The sequence below is a fragment of the Xylanibacter ruminicola 23 genome, assembly GCF_000025925.1.
In the GTDB taxonomy this organism is placed as follows: Bacteria; Bacteroidota; Bacteroidia; order Bacteroidales; family Bacteroidaceae; genus Prevotella; species Prevotella ruminicola.
This window is the reverse complement of record NC_014033.1, coordinates 1894638-1916365: the sequence shown is the minus strand read 5'-3', so window position 1 is coordinate 1916365 and position 21728 is coordinate 1894638. Positions and strand designations below refer to the sequence as shown.

Below are 21728 nucleotides of genomic sequence, written 5' to 3'. Positions count from 1 at the left end.
TTCATGTCCTCCTTCATTTTAGAAATTCAAATTGAGTCCTACAACGAACTGGCGGCTACGTGGATAACCAGAGTGGTCAACACTTGGTGTAAGCGCTGTACGGCGGTAGCAGTCGCTCTCTGGATCGAAACCGCTGTAATTAGTGATGGTGAATACGTTGTAAGCTGTTACATAGAAGCGCAGGCTCTGAATGCCAGCACGCTTGGTGAGGGCAGCAGGAATAGTGTAACCCAGCGACAGGGTGTTGAGACGCAGGAATGAAGCATCCTCAAGAGCCCAGTCGGTAAGTACCATACGGCTCATGTAAGGGCTCCACATAGTGGTGTTGGCGTTCAACTCGGCCAGACGGGTTGGGTCGTTGCTGAGCAGACCGGTCTCAGGATCGAGGTTGGTCCAGCGCTTGCCAGCAGCCATCTCGGTGCTCATACTGCGATACTGGTACTTTGAGGTTGAGGTGTACTCAATCTTATTAGCATTATAAACCTTGTTGCCAATGCTGTAGTTGAAGGCAGCGCTCAGGTCGAAGCCGTAAGCGTGACCGCTCAGGGTGAATCCACCGAATGCTGTTGGGTTAACATCACCCAGAACCTCTACATCGTTCTCGTATGTTACGAATCCATCGCCATCCAGATCCTTGAGCTTGAGCGAACCTGGACGGATAGTGCCTACTACGGCTGTAGCATCGGCTACACCATCCTTCAGAATCCAACCCTGCTTAGCATCGTAGCCAGCAAAGTCGCTCACCTCGTAGCGACCAGCGCCATCCATGCGGAATCCCATTACCTGGCCGAGAGGATCGCCTACAGAAATCCAGTAGTCGTTACCGATTTCGGTCGAAGCCCAGTTGGTGTTCCAACCAAAGTCGTTCATCACACCAAGGCTCTTAACCTTATTCTTGTTGAAGCCGATGTTACCGCTGATGTCGATACCCCAGTTCTTCTGGTTAACGGCATGCCAGGTAAAGCTGAACTCAAGACCCTTATTCTCGGTCTTACCCATGTTACGATACTGGTTGTCGTAACCTGTACCGCCTACAGGGAACTGGATAAGCAGGTCCTTGGTGGTGTTCAGATAGGCCTCGATGGTACCATTCAGTTTGCCACCGAACAGGGTGAAGTCCAAACCTACGTTACGGGTGATGGTGGTCTCCCACTTCAGGTCGGGGTTAGCCATCGTCTTTGATGGTGCCCAGTATGAAGAGATACCGTTTACCCAAGCGGTAGAGCTGGCGCTATAAGTCTGTACAAGCTGACCAACTGGAATATTGTTGTTACCAGCAGTACCGTAGCTTACACGCAGTTTCAAATCGTCGAGCCAAGAGGCTGTGCTGGCCATGAATGGCTCTGAAGAGATACGCCAAGCCAGAGCGGCTGAGGGGAAGTAACCCCAACGGTTGCCCTTAGCAAACTTAGAGCTGGCATCGGCACGGAATGTAGCACTGAGCAGGTAGCGGTCCTTCAGGTTGTAGTTCAAACGACCGAAGAAAGAGAGCAGCTTGTCATCAGCACTGTAAGCATCGTCGATAGAGTAGGGTACACCCTGTGAGGTGAGCTTCCAAGCAGTGGCAGCATCAAAGTCGGTGGGGAAACCGTGTACCTCGTCGGTATTAACGCGCTGCTTGGTAATCACGTACTCATGACCTACCATCAGGTTCAACTTGTGATCCTCGTTCTTAATCAGATTCTTGAAGTCGTAGTTGATGGTGTTGGTATTGCGGAAGCGGTGACGGTTAGTTGATGTCAGTCGGATGGCTGGCATGTTCTGGTTGTCAACTGCTGGTACGTTCTTAATATAATAGGTGGTAAGACCCCAGTAACGCTGGTCGTAGTTGTTGTAGTCGTCGTAACCAAACTCGGTACGCAGCTTCAGGTCCTTGTAAATCTCCCATCCAAAAGCACCTGCAATGTTCAGGTTCTTACGTTCCTTCTTCTGGTCGTTATCCCACTGAGCCTGGATAGGATTGTAGAGGTTTCCTAAATCGTCATCGGCAGAACCGGCTGATGGATCAAGGTTCTTGATGGGGAATGGGCTGTAGATAACAGCATAACGCAGACGGTGGTCAGAATCGTATACACCAGTAGCATCCTGTGCACCACCACCACGGATATCGGTATCGGCATAACGTGCCTGGAAATCGAGTGTTGTGGTCTTGGTGGGCTTGGTGTTCAGCTTCAGACTGAAGTTATCACGCTTGAAACTTGAACCAATCTGGATGGCCTTATCGTTCATGTGTGCATAGCTGAATGCATATTTGATATTCTCGGTACCACCATTGATGTTGATGTTGTGATTAAAGGTGTGACCGGTACGGCCGTAAACCAGATCCTGCCAATCGTTGGTGGCAATATTGTCGTACATATCCAGATCCTGATAGTTGCCGAAATAATCGGTGTACGACGAGATCTTCTCAGGATCGTTATTGTTCTTCAGCAAGGCCAGCTCGTACTGCCAGGTAGCATAGTCGCGTGCGCTCAGCACATCCTGCTTCTTGGCAATCTTCTTCCAGCTGTAGTAAGCATTGTAGCTTACCTTGGTCTTACCCTCCTTACCGCTCTTGGTGGTTACCAGGATAACACCATTAGCACCACGGCTACCATAGATGGCGGTAGATGATGCATCCTTCAGTACGGTGATGTCTTCGATATCATTTGCGGGAATGTCGCTGATGGTCTCAACGGGGAATCCATCAACGATGTAAAGGGGATCGTTGCTCTGGGTGATAGAACCACCACCACGAACACGAATCTTTACTTCGGCATCGGGCGAACCTTCGGTGGTAGTTACCTGTACACCCACCATCTTACCGGTGAGGGCCTCTGAGGCATTGGCTACAGGTACAGCCTGCAAGGTTTCGCTGTTAACGGTTGCTACCGATCCGGTAAGATCTTTCTTCTTAACCGAACCGTAACCAATTACTACCACATCGTTCAGGGTGGTGTTGTCGTCTTCCATGGTTACCTTAACGGGGGCACCGCTGATGGTAACGGTCTTGGATTTCATACCGATGTAGGTAATTACAACCTGCTTACTGTTCTGCAGCGTGAGGTTAAAGTTACCGTCGTAGTCGGTAATCGTAGCGTTTTTAGGACTACCTTTTTCTACAACTGTAGCGCCAATAACGGGCTCGTTAGTTGAGTCAAACACCTGTCCTTTCGCAATCGTTTGAGCCAGCACCTCAGGGGGAGCCAGTACAAAGAATGCTGCTAAGAGACACAGTTTGCACAATCTTCTCATTGCTTGATTCATACTTTGATGTTTAAGTTATTAATTATAATAGTAAGTCAATTACTTCTCAGAGATTAGTCCTTAAATTGGTGCAAATATAGTATAAAAAAATTAAAAATCGGCTATTCGATGGTAAAAAAGTGCGTAAAAAAGCACGTAAACGTTTTCGAATACGAAACGTTTACGTACATTATTATAATAAGTAACGTGCGACTTAACGAACCAGTTTAACGGTTGTATTTAGTCCACTTGGAACGGGTTTCCAATCGGCGTAGGTGGTGTTCTTATAGTTGATATCCACCACGTTAATCTCGTTGAATTTGCGCCACTGTACGCCTTTTCTGTCAAGCTCGGCAATGCGGTTGGCAGGCAGGTTGGTAACCTCGATACGTATCTCGTTCTTGCCCTTGTGCAGAGTGTTGCCGCAATCCAGAATGAATGGTACGGCCCAGGCACAACCTACAAACTGACTGTTGATATACACACGGGCACTCTCGCGTACGTCGCCTAAGTCAATCTGCCAGTGCTGCTTAGCTTGTTGGGCCGAAAGCTTGATGCTGGTGGTGTAAACACCTGTACCCATGGTAACGGCAGCACTGTCGCTCAGTGTCTCCCACGTCTGGAGCTTGTTCAGTTTGAACGTGCCTTCAACACGTGGACTTTCGTCGGTGAATGAAAGCACCCATGGACCTTGGAGAGTTATCTCCTCGGTCCCGGATGCAGTTGTAGTAATATTTGTTGAAGGTTGATTTGACGTCTGTAGGATGCGGCTTTCGCCTGATTTGAGGGCGATGTGCAGCTGTCCGTTATGTACTTCGGCAGGCTGAATATCACCGTTCATGGGGTTGAACCAGGTAGCACTCTCGAAAGGTACTGCCAGGGTTACATCGCCTGTAATATCCTTGGGTGTGAGGTTTACGATGAAGTAGTGCCAACCATCGGCTGTATGGCGACGGATGGCGCGCAAGCCGTAGGTGGTCTTCATCTGTTCGGCTTTGGCAAACTTGGCCATATCGGCAGCCTGTTCGCCACGAATCACATAGGCGTTCAAGCGGTTGATCTGTGCTTGCAGCGACGCATCGATGGTGGTGCCGCTGGGGATGATAAGCGCCTTGTAGCGGGTGCCACCCTCGGTTACAAGCATGCCATCCTGCATGCGTACCTTAGCCAACTGACGATCGCTGATGTAATCGCAGTCGTAACCTAAGCTGTCAATCGTCAGGATGCTGCGGATAAACTGAGGCGCTTTCTTGGCCATCGAGTGGATGTCGAACTGCATGAGTAGCGTGTTGTTGTTATCACGCTGGTGCCACATGTCGCGTACGGGCAGATATACCAGAAAATCGTTGTCAGGCTCGCCCAACTGCAGGAAACTCTGGCTACGCTCGATGTACTTCATCAGGAAAGGGGCATCGCGCCAGATAGAGTTGGTAGGACTCATATCAACCGATGCATAGAACTTCCAACCAGGCCAGGCAGCGTTCTGTGGGGTGTAGCACGAACCATGGAAGTACACGTGGTTTACACCACAGGTGAACATCAGGTCGAGATCGGGCTTCATCTGTGAGAGCGAGGTACGGAAATGCTCGGTGAGCCAGGTAAACGTTTCGCTGGATGTGAAGGGCTTGCCCATGACATGAGCAGCCGACGATGCATACTTGAGCATCGACACGTCGCTATCATTCTTACGGGTTTTGCCAGGATCGGTGCGCAAGCCCTTAATGCCGAACTCTGAAAGACCGAACCCTTCGATCTCTGGAATATCTACAGCGGCATAAAGATCGAGCAGGTTGGCAGGTGAGCCATGAGCCTGGTTGCGCACCTTTACACCATGCTTGTGTGCCCATGCCACCCACTGCTGGGTGAAGTTCTCGAGCAGCATATCGCTGAGTGTTTCGCGATAATCGGCCAACGTCTGGTTGCCATCATCTACCTTGCCTAACAGTTCGGGCAGTTTAGTACGCAGGTCGTATCCACGACGTTTCTGGAACTCATCGAACAGGGTGGGCGTCCAATCGGCCTTGTACACCTCGTAGCTGTCGTTAAAGAACGTGTGAGGGTAAGGTACGCCCGATGTTGCAAATGCCTGTTCAAAACGATCCAGGTAGTGTGCTACGGCGTTGCGGTCGAAATGATCCACCACCCAGCCTTCGCCACCAGGAGCGGCACGTTTTACCTTCTGCTTGGTGTGTCCAATCTCAACCTCATACTGGTGCTTGCCATTAATAATGGTATCCTTGATAATCGCACGACAAGCAGCCTGATCTAACGAGATGTGCGGACCGCCAAAGGGCCAGCCGGTACCGCAGTTCATATCCACCTCGATGCCTAACGGACGGGCGATGTCTTGAACCGATTGCAGGGCCTGCATCCATTGGGGTGAGAGGTAAGCGATGTTGTTGGCATCGTTACCTTTTACGCCATAGATAGGCGTTATCTCAACAGCGCCTATGCCTGCACGGGCATACTCCTGGAGGTTCCACTGCAGGTCGCGCTGATTAACAGCTGAACCCAGCCACCACCAACGGGTGCCGGGTTTAGCTTCTGGTTTGGGCTGTGGCCATGCCTGGGCAAAGGTTGCCGAGGCATAGCAGCACGCCACACATATTATGGTTAAGAATTTCCTCATTATCTGGTAAGTTTGTAATACTCAGAAGCGCCAAGCAGGAAACAGCCTGTGCCATAGTCTTCAAAGTCGGGTACGCTGTCGAAGGTAACAGGTTGTCCGGCTGAGGGTTCCTTTCCTGTGCCCTGGTTCCATCCTAAGAATCCATCGTTATGTACGCATGATGCGAGTGCCTGCCAGGCTTTGTCGCATGCAGGGCGATAGGTCTTGGCTTTGAGCAACCCCTGCTGAATCCCCCATGCCATACCATAGAGGAACAGGGCGGTACCTGTCATCTCGGGGGTAGGGTAGTCGGCATCGCTTACCAAGCTGGCATGCCAGAAACCATCTTCGTGCTGACAGCTGAGCAAGCCCTTGCTCATCAGCAGGAAGTCCTTCTTCAGTTCCTTATATTCTTTACTCTTAGGACTCAACTGGTTCATGCAGCGTACGATGGCGGCATACACCCAACCGTTACCACGGCTCCAGTAGCAGTCCTTACCATCCTTTTCCTTGTAAGGTGGTACGTAGTCGGCATCGCGCCACCACAAACCGTCTTTGGTGTTGAACAAACCACCACCACACTCGTTACGAGTCCAGCGGTACATCTGCATGGCGTGGTCGCGATATTTCTGTTCGCCAGTAACGTTTGCAATCTGCATGTAGAGTGGCATAGCCATCTGTATGGCATCAATCCAGGTCCACCAGCCGTACAACGAGTTCACGTTGGTCTTGGCCTTGGGCGTAGAGGTTTGCTTCTTTGAGTTTGGGGTAACCATCTGGTGATCCAGATTGGCTATGACGTTAGCTAAGAGTGCTTTCTGATCGCCACCTTTCAAAGCTGCCAGTTCAACGTAGGTCTGTCCGCAGCACTGGTCGTCGGCATCAAGGGTGTTCACGCCGTTGCGTGGTGTCCACTTGTGGAAGTCGGCCCAGGTCATGGCGTAATCGATGTAACGCTGCTGTGGGTCGATGGCATTCAGGGCCATCAGTCCCTCGTAGTACACGGCACGTGTCCAAAGCGACGAGGGGCGCACCTTCTTCACGTTGGTGGGAAGGGTAGGGTCACTATACTTCATCATGAAGTAGTTGTTTGTTTTCTGTGCTGATTCTAACACATTGTTCTGTGCGGTAGCTGTGGTGGTGAGTCCCACGAGTGCTACGAGTGCGATAATAGTTTTCTTCATATGTAGTTTATTTAGTTTCAAACTTGTTGACAACGGTTTTAAAGTTGTCGGATGTAGTCTTTAGCGTTACTTTTGATGGCTGGCTGCCTGCACGCAGGATAACCATAGCCGAACCATGCCACAGGCGACGGTGATTGGTTACGTTCAGTTCGTCGCTCTCAATATCGCCATTGGTTACAGCCACAATACGGGCATCGCCTTCAACCTCGAACTGCAGTTCGTTGCTGGCATCGGATACACGGCGACCTCTGCTATCTACGGCGATGATGCGCACATGCTGCAGATCCTCGCCATCTGCCTGCCAGTTGGTGTTATCGGGAATAGCCTGCAGCTTAACAGCCTTACCAGTGGTTTCGATAGCATGGCGGGCTATCACCTTACCGTTTTTGTAGGCCACGGCTTCTAACTTGCCTGCCTGATAGGGGATGGCTTTCCACAAAATGCGGTTGCGCTTTTCGGCATCGGTAGAGTTGGCCTGCTTACCAAGGCTTTTGCCATTCAGTAGCAGTTCTACCTCATCGCCATTGGTGTAAGTAAACAGATTTACTTTTGTGCCAGCGATGCGGTTCCAGTTTTCCGACTGGATATCGTTACCTGTCTGTATGCCGTTCCACTCTATGCCGGCATCAGTATCCTCGATAATGGCTATATGTACCATGGGGGTGTCGGTCAGATAACTCTTCAAAAAGTAGGCTTTGGGCTTGGGCTCTAACGCGATGTCGAACACACCCTGTGCCCAACCTTTGGCTGGCCAGCCCTGACTCTCGCCTAAGTAATCGATAGCACCCCAGTAGGCCAGACCGATAACCTTGTTCAGGTCCATCTCAAACCAGTTCGGGCCCATCTTGTTGATGCTGGCCTCGCTCTGGTAGAAAGTCATCCATGGAAAACGGCGACCATCGCCAGGGAAGTACATGTACCTATAATTATAGGCCTGTATATCGGTGTGCATGGCCAAGTCGCAGGGCAGCGAGTCGGTCTCCCAGTTGCGGTAGCGCGGGTGCATGGCTACGGTAACCTTGCGGGTAGAGTCGTAGCGGTTCACTACGGGGCGCATCATCTGGTAGCAGGTAACACCAAAGTCGTTAAACGGCAGGTTTGGATCTTGCTGTAGCTCGTTGCCTAAGCTCCACATAATCACCGATGGTGAGTTGCGGTCGCGCTTAATCCACTCGGTAACATCCTGTGCCCAGTGGTTCATAAACGGCACGCGTCCGCCAGTGTGCTGCTGGGTCCACTTATCGTAAAGCTCATCAACAACCAGTATGCCGTATTTATCGCATAGGCGGATAAAATCGCGACTGTATGGATTGTGCGAGGTACGTATGTGGTTGATGCCGAACTGCTTCATGAGTTGCAGACGCTTCTCGATGGCGCGGGGATAGGCAGCTGCACCTAAGGCGCCTAAGGTGTGGTGGTTGGCATAGCCTTTGAGCAGCACTTTCTTACCGTTGAGTTTCAAGCCGAAGTCGGGACCGTACTCAATGGTGCGGATACCGAATTGCTCGCTTACTTCATCGGCCACGGTATCATCAGCATACAGCAACTGGCACACCACTTTATATAAGGCGGGGTGCTCTGTGTCCCAAAGCTGCGCATTGGGTATCTCCATCTCGGGTGCCTGTATCGTGAGTGTACGTGTTTGTGGGTTGCCGCCACGTTTAGCCGTCTGTTCTGTTACCAGTTTTCCCTGAGGGTCGTAAATACTTACCTTCATAACTGTTTGACGGTTCTTGGTGCGATTTGTAAAATCGGCTGCTATATTTACATATTTATTATCGCGCGTAGTGATGTAGAGCGGATGGCGCTCGAAATACAAATCGGCAGGTGTGTCGATGAGCGATACGTTGCGGAACAAACCGCCACCTGTGTACCAGCGTGAGTTCTTTTCGGTCATGGTATGTGCCTTGACGATAATCTCATTGTCCTCGCCATAGCGCCATAGTTTGGTTACATCGATTTCAAAACCCACGTAGCCATAATCGGTGCCACCGATATGCACACCGTTCAACCATACATCGCCTACGTACATAATGCCTTCGAAGTCGAGCAATAAACGACGGGCATCTTTAATGTTTAATCGTTTAATGTTTAATGTCTTTTTGTACCAGCCTGCACCCATCTCTTTAAAACCTCTGGCCGACAGACGGCTTTTTATGTTGGCAGCCACATCGGTGTTGTCGCCACGTTCGTCGGCACTTGGAGCAACCCATGGCTGTTCTATCTGAAAGTCGTGAGGCACGTCAACCTGGTGCGCGTTAGTAAACAACGAGTCGCGTGCAAACTCCCAACCCAGGTTCAGCGATTGCACTGTTCTAGGTTGTGCCCACATGCTCGTTGCCATGCATAGCGGTAAAACCAATGCGGTGATACGATTTGTATTCATCTCTTTCGTACGTTTTTAGTTTTCTGCTGCAAAAGTAGGCAAATATGTGGTGATGATACATATACGTTCGTTCTGAAATTAGCAATTTTGTACAAGTTTGATAGTTTACGGACAATAATCGGTCGTATGATAGTGATAAAGGCTGTACTTTTGCACCATACTAATTAATAACTCTGATGAAAAGACTAATGATTCTAACTGTGGCCGTAGCTGCCAGTCTGTGTGTACAGGCGCAGACCATCGACACCTTATTATATAAAGAGAGTGTCAGTCCCATCGATTTCTCGGTCCGGGTGCCCGATGGTAATTATCGTGTTACCGTAACGCTCGGTTCAAAGAAGCGTGCTGCCCAGACGGTGGTACGTGCTGAGAGTCGTAGGCATTACACCGATGTTGTCAGCACCAGGAGAGGTAAATACCAAACCGTAAGTTTTGTGGTAAACAAGCACGAGCCTCGGATAAATGCTACCACCAGCGTGAAGCTGAAACCCCGCGAGCTGAGTTACAAAAACTGGGATGATGCCCTGAACCTGCAGTTCTGCGGACCAGCACCAGCTGTGCAGCGCATCACCATCACCCCCGATACCACAGCCACTACGGTATTTCTGTGTGGCAACAGCACGGTGGTGGATCAGGAGCAGGAGCCTTGGGCTTCGTGGGGACAGATGATTACACGTTGGTTCGACGATAGGGTGGTGATAGCCAACTATGCCGAAAGCGGACTCTCGGCAACTACCTTCTTGGCACAGCTGCGTTTGGATAAGATTCTTACCCAACTGCGAAAGGGCGACTATGTGATTTGTGAGTTCGGTCATAACGACGAGAAGGAGAAGAAAGCTGGCGATGGTGCCTGGTACAGCTACTCACGCAATCTGAAGATATTTGTGGACCGCGTACGTGCCAAAGGTGGTAACATCATCTTTGTGACACCTACAGCACGCAGGTTCTTCGAGGCCGACCAGAAAACACTGCGTAACACCCATGGCGACTATCCTGAGGCTATGCGTACCGTGGCTCGCAGAGAGAATGTGCCTGTGATTGAACTGAATGGTATGACTACCACCCTGTACGAAACTTTAGGTTACGAGGGCTCAAAGAAGGCGCTGGTACACTATCCTGCTAATACCTTTGCTAATCAGCCCGAAGCACTGGCCGATAACACCCATTTTAATCCTTACGGTGCGTGGCAGGTGGCCAAGTGTATCGTGATGGGGCTGAAACAGATGCACTCGCCATTGGTAGAGCACTTGCGTACAGATTGGCAGGATTACAATCCTAATCAGCCTGATGATCCCGATACGTTTGTATGGTATCCTTCGGGAAATACCAATCTAACCAAGCCCGATGGCAATTAAAAATGTACAGTTTGTACGATAATCATAGTAAACGAACGATTTTGTAATATATAAAATAGGTAAAAACACCTACTTTTGCAGCAAAACCAAATTTTATTTCAAAACTATAAATTCAAAAAATTAACACAGTATGAAGGACATTGGTAAATCAAGTCTGAACAACAGCTGGGGCATGCTCCAGAGGTTGATGTTTACGGTTCTGTTCGCAGTGTTTGCTATTGGCGCATTCGCTCAGAACAAAGTAACCGGTACTGTCGTCGATGTACAGGGCGAGCCAATCATCGGCGCAAGTGTCGTTGTTAAGGGAACCAGCAATGGTACCGTTACCGATTTCGACGGTAAGTTCACTGTTGCTAACGCTCCCGCAAAAGGTAACCTCGTTATTAGTTATGTAGGTTATCGTTCACAGACTATTGCCCTTGGTGGTAAGAGCGACATTAAGATTACCCTCGAGGAGGATAAGCAGTTGCTCGACGAAGTGGTAGTAGTAGGTTATGGTGTTCAGCGTAAGAGCGATGTAACAGGTGCGCTCACACGTGTAGGCGAGAAAGAGCTGAACGCCCGTCCAGTAAACAATGCATTCGAGGCTTTGCAGGGTAAGGCTGCCGGTGTGGATATCACCACCAGCGAGCGCCCAGGTACCGTAGGTAGCATTGCTATCCGTGGTCAGCGTTCAATCTCTGCAGGTAAGGGTCCTCTCTACGTTGTTGATGGTGTGCCCCTTCAGGCAACCAGCCTCGACGCTCTGAACCCTCGTGATATCGAGAGCATCGACATTCTGAAGGATGCCTCTTCAACCGCTATCTATGGTAGCCGTGGTGCCAACGGTGTTGTTCTGGTAACAACCAAGCGTGGACAGGAAGGCAAGATGCAGGTTAGCTATAGCGGATCGCTCACTTTCGAGAAGATTGTAGATAAGAGTCCTGCTATGAGTGCCAGCGATTATATCACATGGCGCCGTTGGGCTTACTACAACATGAGCCCCGATAAGTACACTCCTGGCGATCAGCCAACCATGGAGCAGGATAAGAACTTCTTTGGTGGTGATGATACAGCTCTGGCCAACGTGATGAAAGGTTGGGCCGGTGGAACATGGGATGGTTCGAAGGTGACCGATACCGATTGGACCGACATGGTGACCCAGACCGGTCTTACTCAGGAGCACACTCTCAGTGCCCGTGGTGGTACCAAGAATATTGCCGGTTTCGTATCTTTCGGTTATCTGCGTAACGAGGGTACTCAGAAGGGTCAGACCTTTGAGCGTTACAACTTCTCGGCCAGTGCTGATGTAAAGGGTAACAAGTGGTTCAAGACCGGTGGTTCGTTCAATGCTTCGTATGGCATCCAGCAGTATGGTTACTCTAAGGCTTATGGTACCAGCTCAGGTCCTACCGATCTGTACGGTGCTGCCAAGGCTATCCTGCGTTACACCTTGCCTTACGACGAGAATGGCGACCTGATTACACAGCCTGGTGGTTCAACCACTAACACCTATTCTATTATTGATGAGTGGACCAAGAGTACCGATGAGCGTCAGAACTTCCGCTTGTTGGGTAGCTTCTATGCTCAGATTGACCTCGGTCAGATCTACGAGCCTCTGCAGGGTTTGATGTGGAAGACACAGTTCGGTCCTGAGTTCCGTTACTATCGTAATGGTAACTTCTTGGATGCCAGCTCTATCAGCCGTGCCGGGGGTAACAACACCGTTAGCCGTGGCGATGGTCATCAGCTGGCTTGGACACTGGATAACATGCTGATGTACAACCGTACATTCGGCGAGCATACTGTAGGTGTAACCCTGTTGCAGAGTGCTTCGAAGACTAAGTCGGAGAGCAGCAGCATCAGCGAGGAGAATGTGCCCATTCCTTCGTTCCTGTGGAACAACCTGGGTGCTGTAGATGTAACCGACACCAAGTATAAGGTAGGTATCGGTTCAGGTACTTCTGGCAGTCAGCTGGCTTCTTACATGGCTCGCGTTAACTACTCGTACATGGATCGTTATCTGCTCACAGCTTCAGCCCGTTGGGATGGTGCTTCGGTACTGGCCGAGGGTAAGAAGTGGGATTTCTTCCCATCAATGGCCTTAGGATGGCGCATGGAGCAGGAGGAGTTCCTGAAGAACGTATCATGGCTTGATCAGTTGAAGCTTCGTCTGGGTGTGGGTGTTACTGGTAACGCTGCCGTATCTCCTTACGGAACACTCGGTCTCATCAACTCTTACTGGATGCCATTCAGCACTGGTAACTCACAGATTCTGGTTACCAACGAGCCTTACTATTCTAACAGTCAGGTGCAGATGCCTAACAAGAACCTGGGTTGGGAGAAGACCACACAGTGGAACCTTGGTATCGACTTCAGCTTCCTGAAGGGCCGCATCGGTGGTACCATCGATATGTACACCTCTCGCACCAGCGATCTGATTCTTGATATGAGCATTCCTTCACTCTCTGGTTATCCTTCAATGAAGACCAACGTGGGTAAGACCAAGAACAAGGGTATTGAGCTTACTCTGAACACTATCCCTGTATTGACTAAGGACTTTACCTGGAACTCTAACCTGAACCTGGCTTGGCAGAAGGACGAGATTGTTGAGCTGGCCAATGGTAAGGAGGATGATGTAAATAATGCTTGGTTCATCGGTCAGTCAATCGCCGTTTACTACGGTTATGCTGCTAATGGTATCTGGCAGGAGAGCGACGCTGCCGAGATGGCTAAGTTCAACGAGAACGGCGAGAAGTTTACTGCTGGTAGCGTACGTCCTGTTGACCAGAACGGCGACTACAAGATTAATGCCGACGACCGTGTTATCCTGGGTAACAAGAACCCACGCCTCACCGCTGGTTGGAGCAACACCATCAGCTGGAAGGGCTTCGAGCTCACACTCGATCTGCAGGGTCGTTTCAAGTACATGGTTAGTACCGGTGGCGAGGGCCAGCTGGGTATGTATCAGCAGCGCGAAATCAGCTACTGGACACCAAGCAATACTGGCGCCGAGTGGCAGAAGCCTGTTTACAGCCAGGCTGGTGGTGACCCCTATTCTGGTCTGCTTGGATTCAAGAATGCATCGTTCATCAAGATCCGCAACCTGTCTCTGGGTTACAACTTCGATAAGAAGGTGCTCAAGAGCATCGGTCTGAATGGTTTGAAGCTCTATGTTCAGGGCCGCAACCTGGGTATGCTCTATTCTTCAATCGATTTTATGGATCTCGATACCGGCCGTACTTACTTCAATCGTGGTGTAACTGCTGGTGTGCAGGTTGACTTCTAAGAAAATGCAACAATTATAAAATGTAAAAATGAGATAATTATGAAATATATCAGCAATAAAATAGTTTGCGGTGCGCTGTCGATGGTTACCCTGCTGGGTGCAACCTCATGTGGCAACGATTTCCTGAAGGAGGATGCTGGACATCTTTATTCGGATGCACTGCTGGAAGACGAGGCTGGTGCTTTGAAGATGGCTGCCGGACTCTATGGTAACATCCGCTGGCACTTCGGTTACGAGTGGGCTTACGGTATTACCCTTTATGGTTGCGATGAGTTTACCAATGGAGCCGACCTGACCGCCGAGCCTTGGAACACATACGATAACCGTTTGAATCCTCAGGACTGTACACCTGCTCTGGGTGCTGCTAACAAGAACTGTCCTGCCGTATCAGCTCTCTGGGATCAGATGTACTACGGTATCTCTACCGCCAACCTGATTATCAGCAAGGCCGATAACGTTACTAAGGAAGATTCGCGTAACAAGGCACTTGGCGAGGCTCACTTCCTGCGTGGTTACAACTACTATCGCCTGTTCTGCCAGTATGGTGGCGTGGTACTCGAGACCGAGCCTGCCAATGGTACTGTTAAGAAGAGCTTTACCCGTGCCAGCGAGGAGGAGACTCTGAACCTGATTATCGACGATTTCGAGAATGCTTATAAGATGCTGCCAAAGGATAAGTGGCGTGGTAATGGTACTTGGACCAAGTACACTGCAGCCCACTTCCTGGCTAAGGCCCTGCTGTATCGTCAGAGTGAGCGTTGCGCCTCTTGGGCATCTAAGTACGATAAGGCTACCGACCTGAATCGTGCCATCTCTCTTTGCGACGAGGTGATTGCAGCATGTCCTCTGGCATCTGACTACTGGGATCTGTATGCTAAGTGGACTGGTATCGACTGTCCTAACGAGGGCTTGGATGAAATCCTGATGGCTGCCGAGCACAATGAGGATAAGACCACTCAGGGTCGTTTCGGTAACCGTACCTATAACTACTTCGATCCTCAGTTCTCTAACTTCTCAGGTGGTTGGGTTCAGCGTGGCCAGTACATCGGTGGTATGGACTTCCAGCGCTGCCGTCCTACTGAGTATGCTTACTCTGTTTACGATAATGTGAACGATGCCCGTATGTGGAAGACCTTCAAGACCGTTTACGGTTTGAACCATGCTGCTAAGAAGGATGCCGACGTGATTTCACAGAACGGTATCACAGCCGATCAGGTTCCCGATCTGGGCGACGAGGGTATCATCTTCATCCTGAACAAGAAGAGCGATGCTCGTTTCGATGGCAATCCTTACGGAACATTCGGTCGTGGTGGCGATGTACACAGCTTTGTTAATCCTCTTACAGGTAAGTGGGTGCCCAATGCTTTCGTTACTTTCCAGGATGGCAAGTACGTGCTGAACACCTATACTGGTAACCCCTCAACCTCAAACGTATTCTGCGGTATCAACAAGACTGCCGACGGTAGCCGTACCGGTGAGAAGGGCGATGCCCACCGCGATGTAATCATGGCTCGTAGTGGTGAGACCTATCTGGTTAAGGCCGAGTGCCAGGTTCGTATGGGTAACTACCAGGAGGCTATCAACACTGTTAACGTGCTGCGTGCCCGTGGTCAGTGGAAGAAGGGTGAGGATCGTAGCTACTACACCGATGGTTCGATGGCCTTCCTGAAGAGCGATGGTGGTATCACCGATAACTCTACAGCTGCCAGCATCACTCCTAAGAAGAACAAGGATAAGAGTGGTAAGCAACTCACTAATGCCGAGGCTTACGCTTACTCAATGACTCACACCAATACTTATTACCTCTCAACAGGTATTGCCGAGACTACCGATGCTTCTGATCTGCAGATCAAGAGCTACACTCAGCTGCCTGCCGAGGATGAGGCTATCCTGAAGGAGATTGGTGCAACCAGCGATTACGATCGTATGCTTAACTTCGTATTCAACGAGCGTACTCGTGAGCTGTTAGGTGAGTGGAACCGTTGGGATGAGCTGGCTCGTACCGGACTGCTGGTTAAGCGTGCCAAGGCTTTCAACCCCGAGGCTGCACCTAACGTACAGGACCGTCACATGTATCGTCCTATTCCTCAGAAGTTCATTGATACTCTGCAGAACGAGGATGGTACCAACCTGAGCGATGCCGACAAGAAGGCTTGGCAGAACCCTGGTTATTAATTCTACCAACTAGACATAATTTGGTTCATACATATTAAATGTTAGCAGATTAATTAAGGTTAGTTGTTTTTTGAAAACCGCCCCATGAGTAGCGACTCGTCAGGGCGGTTTCTTATTTTATGAAAAGTTATATTTGGCTGTTAAGATGCACCGGTTCTTCGAAACATCCTAATCTTCTGCTTTAACTATATCAGTGAAATCAGACCAGTTCTCAACCTTAAATGCTCGAATGTCTCGAACTGAAGATTTAAACCATTTAATCTTCTTCAAGGCATAGATTGCAGCAAAAAGATTTGCCATATCGTCTTTATCTGTTAGATAAACGCTACCTTGAGTATTATAAAAGTTATAATTACGAAGTAAAATCTTTATTTCGTAGTATGCATTATTATAAGGCTCTCCGTAAGTACTACGGAGTTCCTTTATGTCCATATCAAAAGCGATTGCAAACATTCTGCTATTACAAGGCTATAAAGAAACGACTCTGTCCGAAGAATATTCTTCCGAGCTTATCCTTAATTGAAATGATGAGCCCCATATACGGATTGTGTTCAACATCAATCACTTCACCATCAATCCAGTCTGACTGTGCAGTCAACTGTGGACTAACTTTCATCTTGTCTCCAATCTTTGGTTCCATATTCTATATTCATTATCCGCTGCAAAGATACGATGATTATCCGAAACTTCCAAACTTTTGGTCGTTTTTTTGTTGTGGGCATTATAAAACCGCAATCCTATTATCAATAGGAGTGCGGTTTCTGGGTGCAAATATAAGCTTTTAAATTATTGTAATACTATTTTATAATTAAAAACAACCAAATTTTAAGCTTAATTAACTAATCAGGGTGGTTAAACCACTTTTATAGATAAAAAATAGGCATTTATTTACTGAACGGCCTGCATTACAATTTTGTTGGCGGTCTCCAGATGCCAGCAACTCAGTTCTTTTATATATAAATAGGTAATATTGGTATTGGCATGTCCAAGGGCTTGTGCAATGTTGTTGATGTTGACTCCGTTCCTGTAGGCAATGCTTGCCCATGTGTGACGTGGGGTGTAGGACGTGAGGCGACACTCGATACCTGAGAGCAGGGTTAATTTCTTTAGACTACGCATATAGCGCTGGTAAAAACTCCTGTATTGTTTCATCTTATCTGTCTTATCATTGGTAATGACCGGTAGCAGGTATGGCGAATCGTTAGAGGGCAAGCGTTCCAGCAACAGTTGTAACTCTTGGCATACTGGCACCTTCACCATGCGGTTGGTTTTGTGCCTGTTATATATGATGTACCCATCGCGCAGTTGCGACTTCTTAAGCATCACGGCATCAATAAGGGGAATGCCCATGCCGTAGAAACAAAACAAGAAGATGTCGCGTGCTAGGGCCATGTTGGAATCTGATGGCAGATGCAGTTCACGGATCTGTTTGATGGTTTCCTTGCCTACGGCACGTTTCTCTGTCTGACGGTTGGTCGTACACACATGTTTGAACAGTTCGGAGCCTCGGCCATTGATTTTGTTGATCAGAGTGCGCAGGCAGCGCATATGTAGCGCTACGTAGTTAGGTTTGAACCCTTCGCCGATGGCCCAGTTCTCGAAGGACTTGATGGTCTCGGGTGTCAGCTCATCAATCGTGACGGTTTCTAACGTTTGCATGGTTTCGTGCAAGAACCGTTGGAAGGCATTGACGGCTGTCACCTGATTCTTATGGGTACTGGTTTTGTGTTGCGATTTGGTTTCGTTGATTGTCTGGCGCAGCAGACTGATGACAGAAACCGTTTCTGATTTGCCTTTCTTGTTGATGATGGCTCTCAAGCAGTGTGATGCCAATTTGTTAATCCTGATAGTTGATAGTATGTTCATAATCCATTAATCATTTAATTTAGGCTGCAAAGGTACGCATAATATTTTTAATAGAATGATATACTCCTATTGATAATAGGAATGTACGGGGAGAAGGAAAAATGGAATGTGTATGAAGATATATCATAAAGTTCGCGCAGCGATGGTCTCGGCGGTGATGCTGGCATCCATTACAGGCTCTGCTCAGGAGCTGGCTGTGAAAACCAATCTGCTGAGTGATGCCCTGACGGTACCGTCGCTGGGCGCGGAGTTCACTATCGGTCACCGTTGGACACTGAACGCGGATGTAGAGTGGATGCCCGCTTATCAGAGCACAAACCACTACCTGCGCACCCTGAAGGTGCAGCCCGAAGCCCGCTTCTGGTTCCGTGCGCCGTTTACGGGGCCGTTCATTGGTCCGTCGGCTCACTGGCGCGTTTACAATATGGCTGGCCTGCCCGTGTTCAAGCTCAAGGACGAGCGCATACAGGGCAACTTCTACTCGGTGGGCGTTACCGCTGGCTGGCATTTTACACTGAGTAGCCGTTGGGGGCTCGAGTCCTCGCTCACCCTTGGCTATGCCTATAACGACTACCGCCGTTACGCCGAGCCCCGTACGCGGGTCGTAAGCCGCAGGTGCTATATGCACTACTTAGGGCCTACAGCGGCCAGTCTGCAGCTGGTGTACATGCTGCGATAATGACAAGCTGAATCACAAAAAAATGTATATATAGAAATGAGAATGTCCAGAATTAAAACTCTGTTTCTGCTGCTGACACTGCCATTGATGGCATCGGCTCAGGGGGCCTATAAAGGTCAGCTACACATTAGCGACGAGCAGTTCTCGCTTCAGGGCGATCTGTTGCGCGTGCACATGAAGGTCAGTTACGACGACAAGGTTCTCAACACCGGCGAGACGCTCACGTTCACGCCCGTGCTGAAGACTGGTCATCAGTTTGTCCGTCTGTCGTCGGTGGCTATCAACGGTGATTCTCGCGACCGCTACGAGCGTCGCGTCGACAAGCTGAAGAAGCGCCGCCGTATCAATGTGCCCTTGGTTACCCGTGACAACCAGCGTCGCACTCGTTTCTTTATCTACGACACCACCGTGCCCTACCAGCAGTGGATGGCCAGTGCCGCCATGTATGCCGAGTGCGAGGAGAGCACCTGGCAGGGCCGTAGTCCTCATACTTACGAAGACCTGCTGCTGCAGCGTATCCCGTTAGGGCAGCCCGTTAATACCCAGCCGCTGTTTGGTGAGTCGGCTGTTGCCGCTGCCCCAGTTGCCAGTAATGTTACTGGTGTTCGTATTGCCAAGCATTGGGTGCAGTTCCTCTCGCCCGAGCCTGCTAGTACGGGTGGCATCACTGTCAGAGGAGCGCTGCGTGTGCCCTATAACTGCCGTCTTACCAGTACCGACTACCGCCGACTGGTTGACTCGTTACAGCAGGCCATCAGTCGCGAGACCACCAGTTATGGCAGTCGTCTGCTGGGTATAGAGCTTACCGGCTATGGTGCGCCCATAGGCAACCGTCCGAAGAACGAGGAGCGTGCTGCCGAGCAGGTGCTGAAATTGCGCCGCATGCTGTCGGAGCGTCAGGTGGCAGGCGAGAACGAATTGCGCGTGCAGTGGATATCCGAGGACTGGGACAGCATCCGTCAGCTGGTGTCGGTCAGCAAGTTGCCTTTGCAGGCCGCTGCTGCTGATATCATCGCCAATATCCCTGTGGATCAGGGGCGTGAGCAGGCTCTGCGCACCTTAGGCTCTGGTAGCACCTACGATGTGATGCGTCACGAGCTGTTCCCCCGCGTGTGCCGCTTGAACTATCAGCTCACGTTTGGTCCGCGCCCTGTGCCCATCCAGCTTACCAGCTATCGCAATGGCAGTATTCCTGCCTCGATCAGTCCCGACAATTTCTATCAGGCAGCCACCGCCTTCGAGATAGGCTCACAGGAGTTCTGCGACATCATCGACCTGGCTGCGCGCCTGTTCCCCAACTGTGCCGAGGCAGCTATCGATGCCGCTGGTGTGGCCCTGTTGCGTGGCGATGCCCAGCGCGCCCGCAAGTACCTGTTGGCCTGGGAGACCGACCCGCGTGCCTGGTGCAACCTGGGATTGCTGCATCTGCTCGAGGGCAACCGTGACAAAGCCGAGGTTTATCTGCGTATGGCCGAGGCCGATGGGGTGATACCGGCGCGTGATGCGTTGAAGAGCCTGCAGTGGAAATAGCTGCAGGCATGGGATAAGGAACTGATTACTTAATATTACTGAACGTCATTCCATGAGCTTTATTCCTAGGGAGAGTCGAATTAATAACTCGAAAATAAGTATTAACAATCTAGTTTATTCACCCTTTAAAAGAAAGGAAAAGCTTATGAAAAAGAAACTTTTAGGAATGAGTGCCTGGGCAGTAGTGCTGTTCACGGCAGTTGTGATGACAGGCTGCGTCAGCGAGACCGACGAGGACGTAAGCCCATCTACCGGAGGTAGTACTCTGACGATTAAGATTAACAGTGGTTCGGTAGGTGCTACCCGTGCTACTAATATCCATGATGCATTGGCAGCCAAGACTTCTGAGAAGATGATCCAGACGATGCTGGTGGCTGTGTTCAAGGAAGATGCCGGCGACAATAATACTCCCAAGTTGATTTATTATAACTATCTCAACGTGAATGGGCAGTCGGCAGCATCAGGATTCTCTACGACAGTTGATAACGTGAGTCCCGCTACGCAGTTTGCTGCTGGCGACCGTGCAGTGATCATTGCCAATGTGCCCGAGGAAGTATTCACTGGGGTAAAGGCGCTTGGTACACCGCTCGCCACATTCAAGGCTACTCCTCTCACTATCTCTCAGGCGTTGGATTCCGACGGCAATGGTGCGACCGAATCCAACAGTCTGCCAATGTATGGCGAGGTGGATATTACCCAGCCTGCCAGCGGTCATCTGGTAGCCGATGTCACCATGGGTCACATGATTACGAAGGTGACGCTCGAGTCGCTGAGTGTTAACGATATCCCAGCCGGCAATTCGTTCAAGCCCACACAGGTGTTCCTGTACAAGGTGGCTGACAAGATGGATTTCGGTTTCGATTTCTCAAGCACCTATAGCTTCTCTAATTACCTCTCGCCTGCAGGTACCGTGTGCGACTATACCGGTGAGGTGACCGATCCCGCTCCAGCTCACTTTGCTGCGTATCTGGGAACAAAGGTTTACTCGGATGGTGATGGCGACCTGGCTACGCTTAATGCTACCAATCCCACCTGGGTAGATGGTAGTTCGGTTGACAAGGTGTGCGTGCTCTATGCCATGCCTAATGTGTTTGCCTCGCCCACAGAGGGTAACGACACCCGCTTGGTTGTGAAGGGCCTTTGGAACGATGGCTCTTCTGAGAGCACCTGCTATTATAACTTCCGTTTGCTCAATGTGGTGAGCGGTGTGGCCATGGATGAGTTGCAGTATCGCAAATTCTATCCTAACCGCAACTATCGCATCAAGGTAGTGCTTAAGCGTAAGGGTGCTGCCAGTATCGATGCCGGTGTTGATGTGCAGGCTAACACAGCCGTGGCTTTCAATTCGGTGTCTGAATGGGGTGATGGTGAACAGAACACAACCTTTGGTGGCGAAGGTGGCTCGACGACTACGACTAACTGATAGGTTGGCATGCTTATAGTGAGAGTATC

At 50.0% G+C, this 21728-nt stretch carries 13 protein-coding genes; 6 read left to right on the top strand and 7 right to left on the bottom strand.

Annotated features, from left to right (window positions below; translation table 11 throughout):
- Nucleotides 1-18: 18 nt before the first annotated feature.
- The 4 genes from PRU_RS08270 to PRU_RS08255 all read right to left on the bottom strand — a co-directional run bounded on the left by PRU_RS08270 (nucleotide 19) and on the right by PRU_RS08255 (nucleotide 9403).
- Entirely contained in the window at nucleotides 19-3234 is a 3216-nt protein-coding gene (locus tag PRU_RS08270) for a SusC/RagA family TonB-linked outer membrane protein (protein ID WP_143040039.1), read from the bottom strand.
- Nucleotides 3235-3439: 205 nt separating this feature from the next.
- A complete protein-coding gene (locus tag PRU_RS08265; RefSeq protein ID WP_013064927.1) occupies nucleotides 3440-5854 on the bottom strand; it encodes a glycosyl hydrolase in 2415 nt (804 codons plus the stop codon).
- Nucleotides 5854-7017, bottom strand: a complete 1164-nt coding sequence (locus tag PRU_RS08260; RefSeq protein WP_041385979.1) for a glycoside hydrolase family 88/105 protein — start codon at nucleotides 7015-7017, stop codon at nucleotides 5854-5856. The genes PRU_RS08265 and PRU_RS08260 overlap by 1 nt, the downstream gene beginning before the upstream one ends.
- Before the next feature lie 7 nt (nucleotides 7018-7024).
- Nucleotides 7025-9403: a glycoside hydrolase family 2 TIM barrel-domain containing protein gene (locus PRU_RS08255; protein ID WP_041385978.1), complete on the bottom strand. Its 2379-nt coding sequence runs from the start codon at nucleotides 9401-9403 to the stop codon at nucleotides 7025-7027.
- A gap of 176 nt (nucleotides 9404-9579) precedes the next feature.
- Between PRU_RS08255 and PRU_RS08250 the strand changes: the two genes are divergently transcribed.
- The 3 genes from PRU_RS08250 (at nucleotide 9580) to PRU_RS08240 (ending at nucleotide 16201) form a co-directional block, all read left to right on the top strand.
- Nucleotides 9580-10758, top strand: a complete 1179-nt coding sequence (locus PRU_RS08250; RefSeq protein ID WP_041385977.1) for a rhamnogalacturonan acetylesterase — start codon at nucleotides 9580-9582, stop codon at nucleotides 10756-10758.
- A gap of 130 nt (nucleotides 10759-10888) precedes the next feature.
- Nucleotides 10889-14026, top strand: coding sequence for a SusC/RagA family TonB-linked outer membrane protein (locus tag PRU_RS08245; protein WP_041385976.1), 3138 nt, complete (start codon nucleotides 10889-10891; stop codon nucleotides 14024-14026).
- 39 nt (nucleotides 14027-14065) lie between these two features.
- Nucleotides 14066-16201 carry a RagB/SusD family nutrient uptake outer membrane protein gene (locus tag PRU_RS08240; protein ID WP_013064874.1) on the top strand — a complete coding sequence of 712 codons (2136 nt, stop codon included), beginning with the start codon at nucleotides 14066-14068 and terminating at the stop codon, nucleotides 16199-16201.
- A 168-nt stretch (nucleotides 16202-16369) separates the two neighbouring features.
- Here PRU_RS08240 and PRU_RS08235 read toward each other — a convergent pair whose 3' ends face one another.
- The 3 genes from PRU_RS08235 to PRU_RS08225 all read right to left on the bottom strand — a co-directional run bounded on the left by PRU_RS08235 (nucleotide 16370) and on the right by PRU_RS08225 (nucleotide 18067).
- Entirely contained in the window at nucleotides 16370-16654 is a 285-nt protein-coding gene (locus tag PRU_RS08235; RefSeq protein WP_013063035.1) for a virulence protein, read from the bottom strand.
- A 7-nt stretch (nucleotides 16655-16661) separates the two neighbouring features.
- Nucleotides 16662-16817 (bottom strand): hypothetical protein, encoded by a 156-nt coding sequence (locus PRU_RS08230; protein WP_224083040.1) that lies wholly within the window; start codon nucleotides 16815-16817, stop codon nucleotides 16662-16664.
- A gap of 272 nt (nucleotides 16818-17089) precedes the next feature.
- The gene (locus tag PRU_RS08225; protein WP_013065382.1) at nucleotides 17090-18067 is read right to left on the bottom strand and encodes a tyrosine-type recombinase/integrase; all 978 of its coding nucleotides are present in this window, start codon (nucleotides 18065-18067) and stop codon (nucleotides 17090-17092) included.
- Between the two features lie 112 nt (nucleotides 18068-18179).
- Between PRU_RS08225 and PRU_RS08220 the strand changes: the two genes are divergently transcribed.
- From PRU_RS08220 to PRU_RS08210, 3 genes are all read left to right on the top strand, one after another.
- Nucleotides 18180-18746 (top strand): DUF3575 domain-containing protein, encoded by a 567-nt coding sequence (locus PRU_RS08220; protein WP_013064626.1) that lies wholly within the window; start codon nucleotides 18180-18182, stop codon nucleotides 18744-18746.
- A 42-nt stretch (nucleotides 18747-18788) separates the two neighbouring features.
- Nucleotides 18789-20276 carry a DUF3868 domain-containing protein gene (locus PRU_RS08215; protein WP_013063802.1) on the top strand — a complete coding sequence of 496 codons (1488 nt, stop codon included), beginning with the start codon at nucleotides 18789-18791 and terminating at the stop codon, nucleotides 20274-20276.
- 145 nt (nucleotides 20277-20421) lie between these two features.
- Entirely contained in the window at nucleotides 20422-21699 is a 1278-nt protein-coding gene (locus PRU_RS08210; protein WP_041385973.1) for a fimbrial protein, read from the top strand.
- The last annotated feature ends 29 nt before the right edge of the window (nucleotides 21700-21728 follow it).

What these genes read in the sequence shown, in the direction of transcription:
- PRU_RS08270 (WP_143040039.1), bottom strand. Translation starts at nt 3,234, where the DNA reads ATGAGAAGATTGTGCAAACTGTGTCTCTTAGCAGCATTCTTTGTACTG.
- PRU_RS08265 (WP_013064927.1), bottom strand. Translation starts at nt 5,854, where the DNA reads ATGAGGAAATTCTTAACCATAATATGTGTGGCGTGCTGCTATGCCTCG.
- PRU_RS08260 (WP_041385979.1), bottom strand. Translation starts at nt 7,017, where the DNA reads ATGAAGAAAACTATTATCGCACTCGTAGCACTCGTGGGACTCACCACC.
- PRU_RS08255 (WP_041385978.1), bottom strand. Translation starts at nt 9,403, where the DNA reads ATGAATACAAATCGTATCACCGCATTGGTTTTACCGCTATGCATGGCA.
- PRU_RS08250 (WP_041385977.1), top strand. Translation starts at nt 9,580, where the DNA reads ATGAAAAGACTAATGATTCTAACTGTGGCCGTAGCTGCCAGTCTGTGT.
- PRU_RS08245 (WP_041385976.1), top strand. Translation starts at nt 10,889, where the DNA reads ATGAAGGACATTGGTAAATCAAGTCTGAACAACAGCTGGGGCATGCTC.
- PRU_RS08240 (WP_013064874.1), top strand. Translation starts at nt 14,066, where the DNA reads ATGAAATATATCAGCAATAAAATAGTTTGCGGTGCGCTGTCGATGGTT.
- PRU_RS08235 (WP_013063035.1), bottom strand. Translation starts at nt 16,654, where the DNA reads ATGTTTGCAATCGCTTTTGATATGGACATAAAGGAACTCCGTAGTACT.
- PRU_RS08230 (WP_224083040.1), bottom strand. Translation starts at nt 16,817, where the DNA reads ATGAAAGTTAGTCCACAGTTGACTGCACAGTCAGACTGGATTGATGGT.
- PRU_RS08225 (WP_013065382.1), bottom strand. Translation starts at nt 18,067, where the DNA reads ATGAACATACTATCAACTATCAGGATTAACAAATTGGCATCACACTGC.
- PRU_RS08220 (WP_013064626.1), top strand. Translation starts at nt 18,180, where the DNA reads ATGAAGATATATCATAAAGTTCGCGCAGCGATGGTCTCGGCGGTGATG.
- PRU_RS08215 (WP_013063802.1), top strand. Translation starts at nt 18,789, where the DNA reads ATGTCCAGAATTAAAACTCTGTTTCTGCTGCTGACACTGCCATTGATG.
- PRU_RS08210 (WP_041385973.1), top strand. Translation starts at nt 20,422, where the DNA reads ATGAAAAAGAAACTTTTAGGAATGAGTGCCTGGGCAGTAGTGCTGTTC.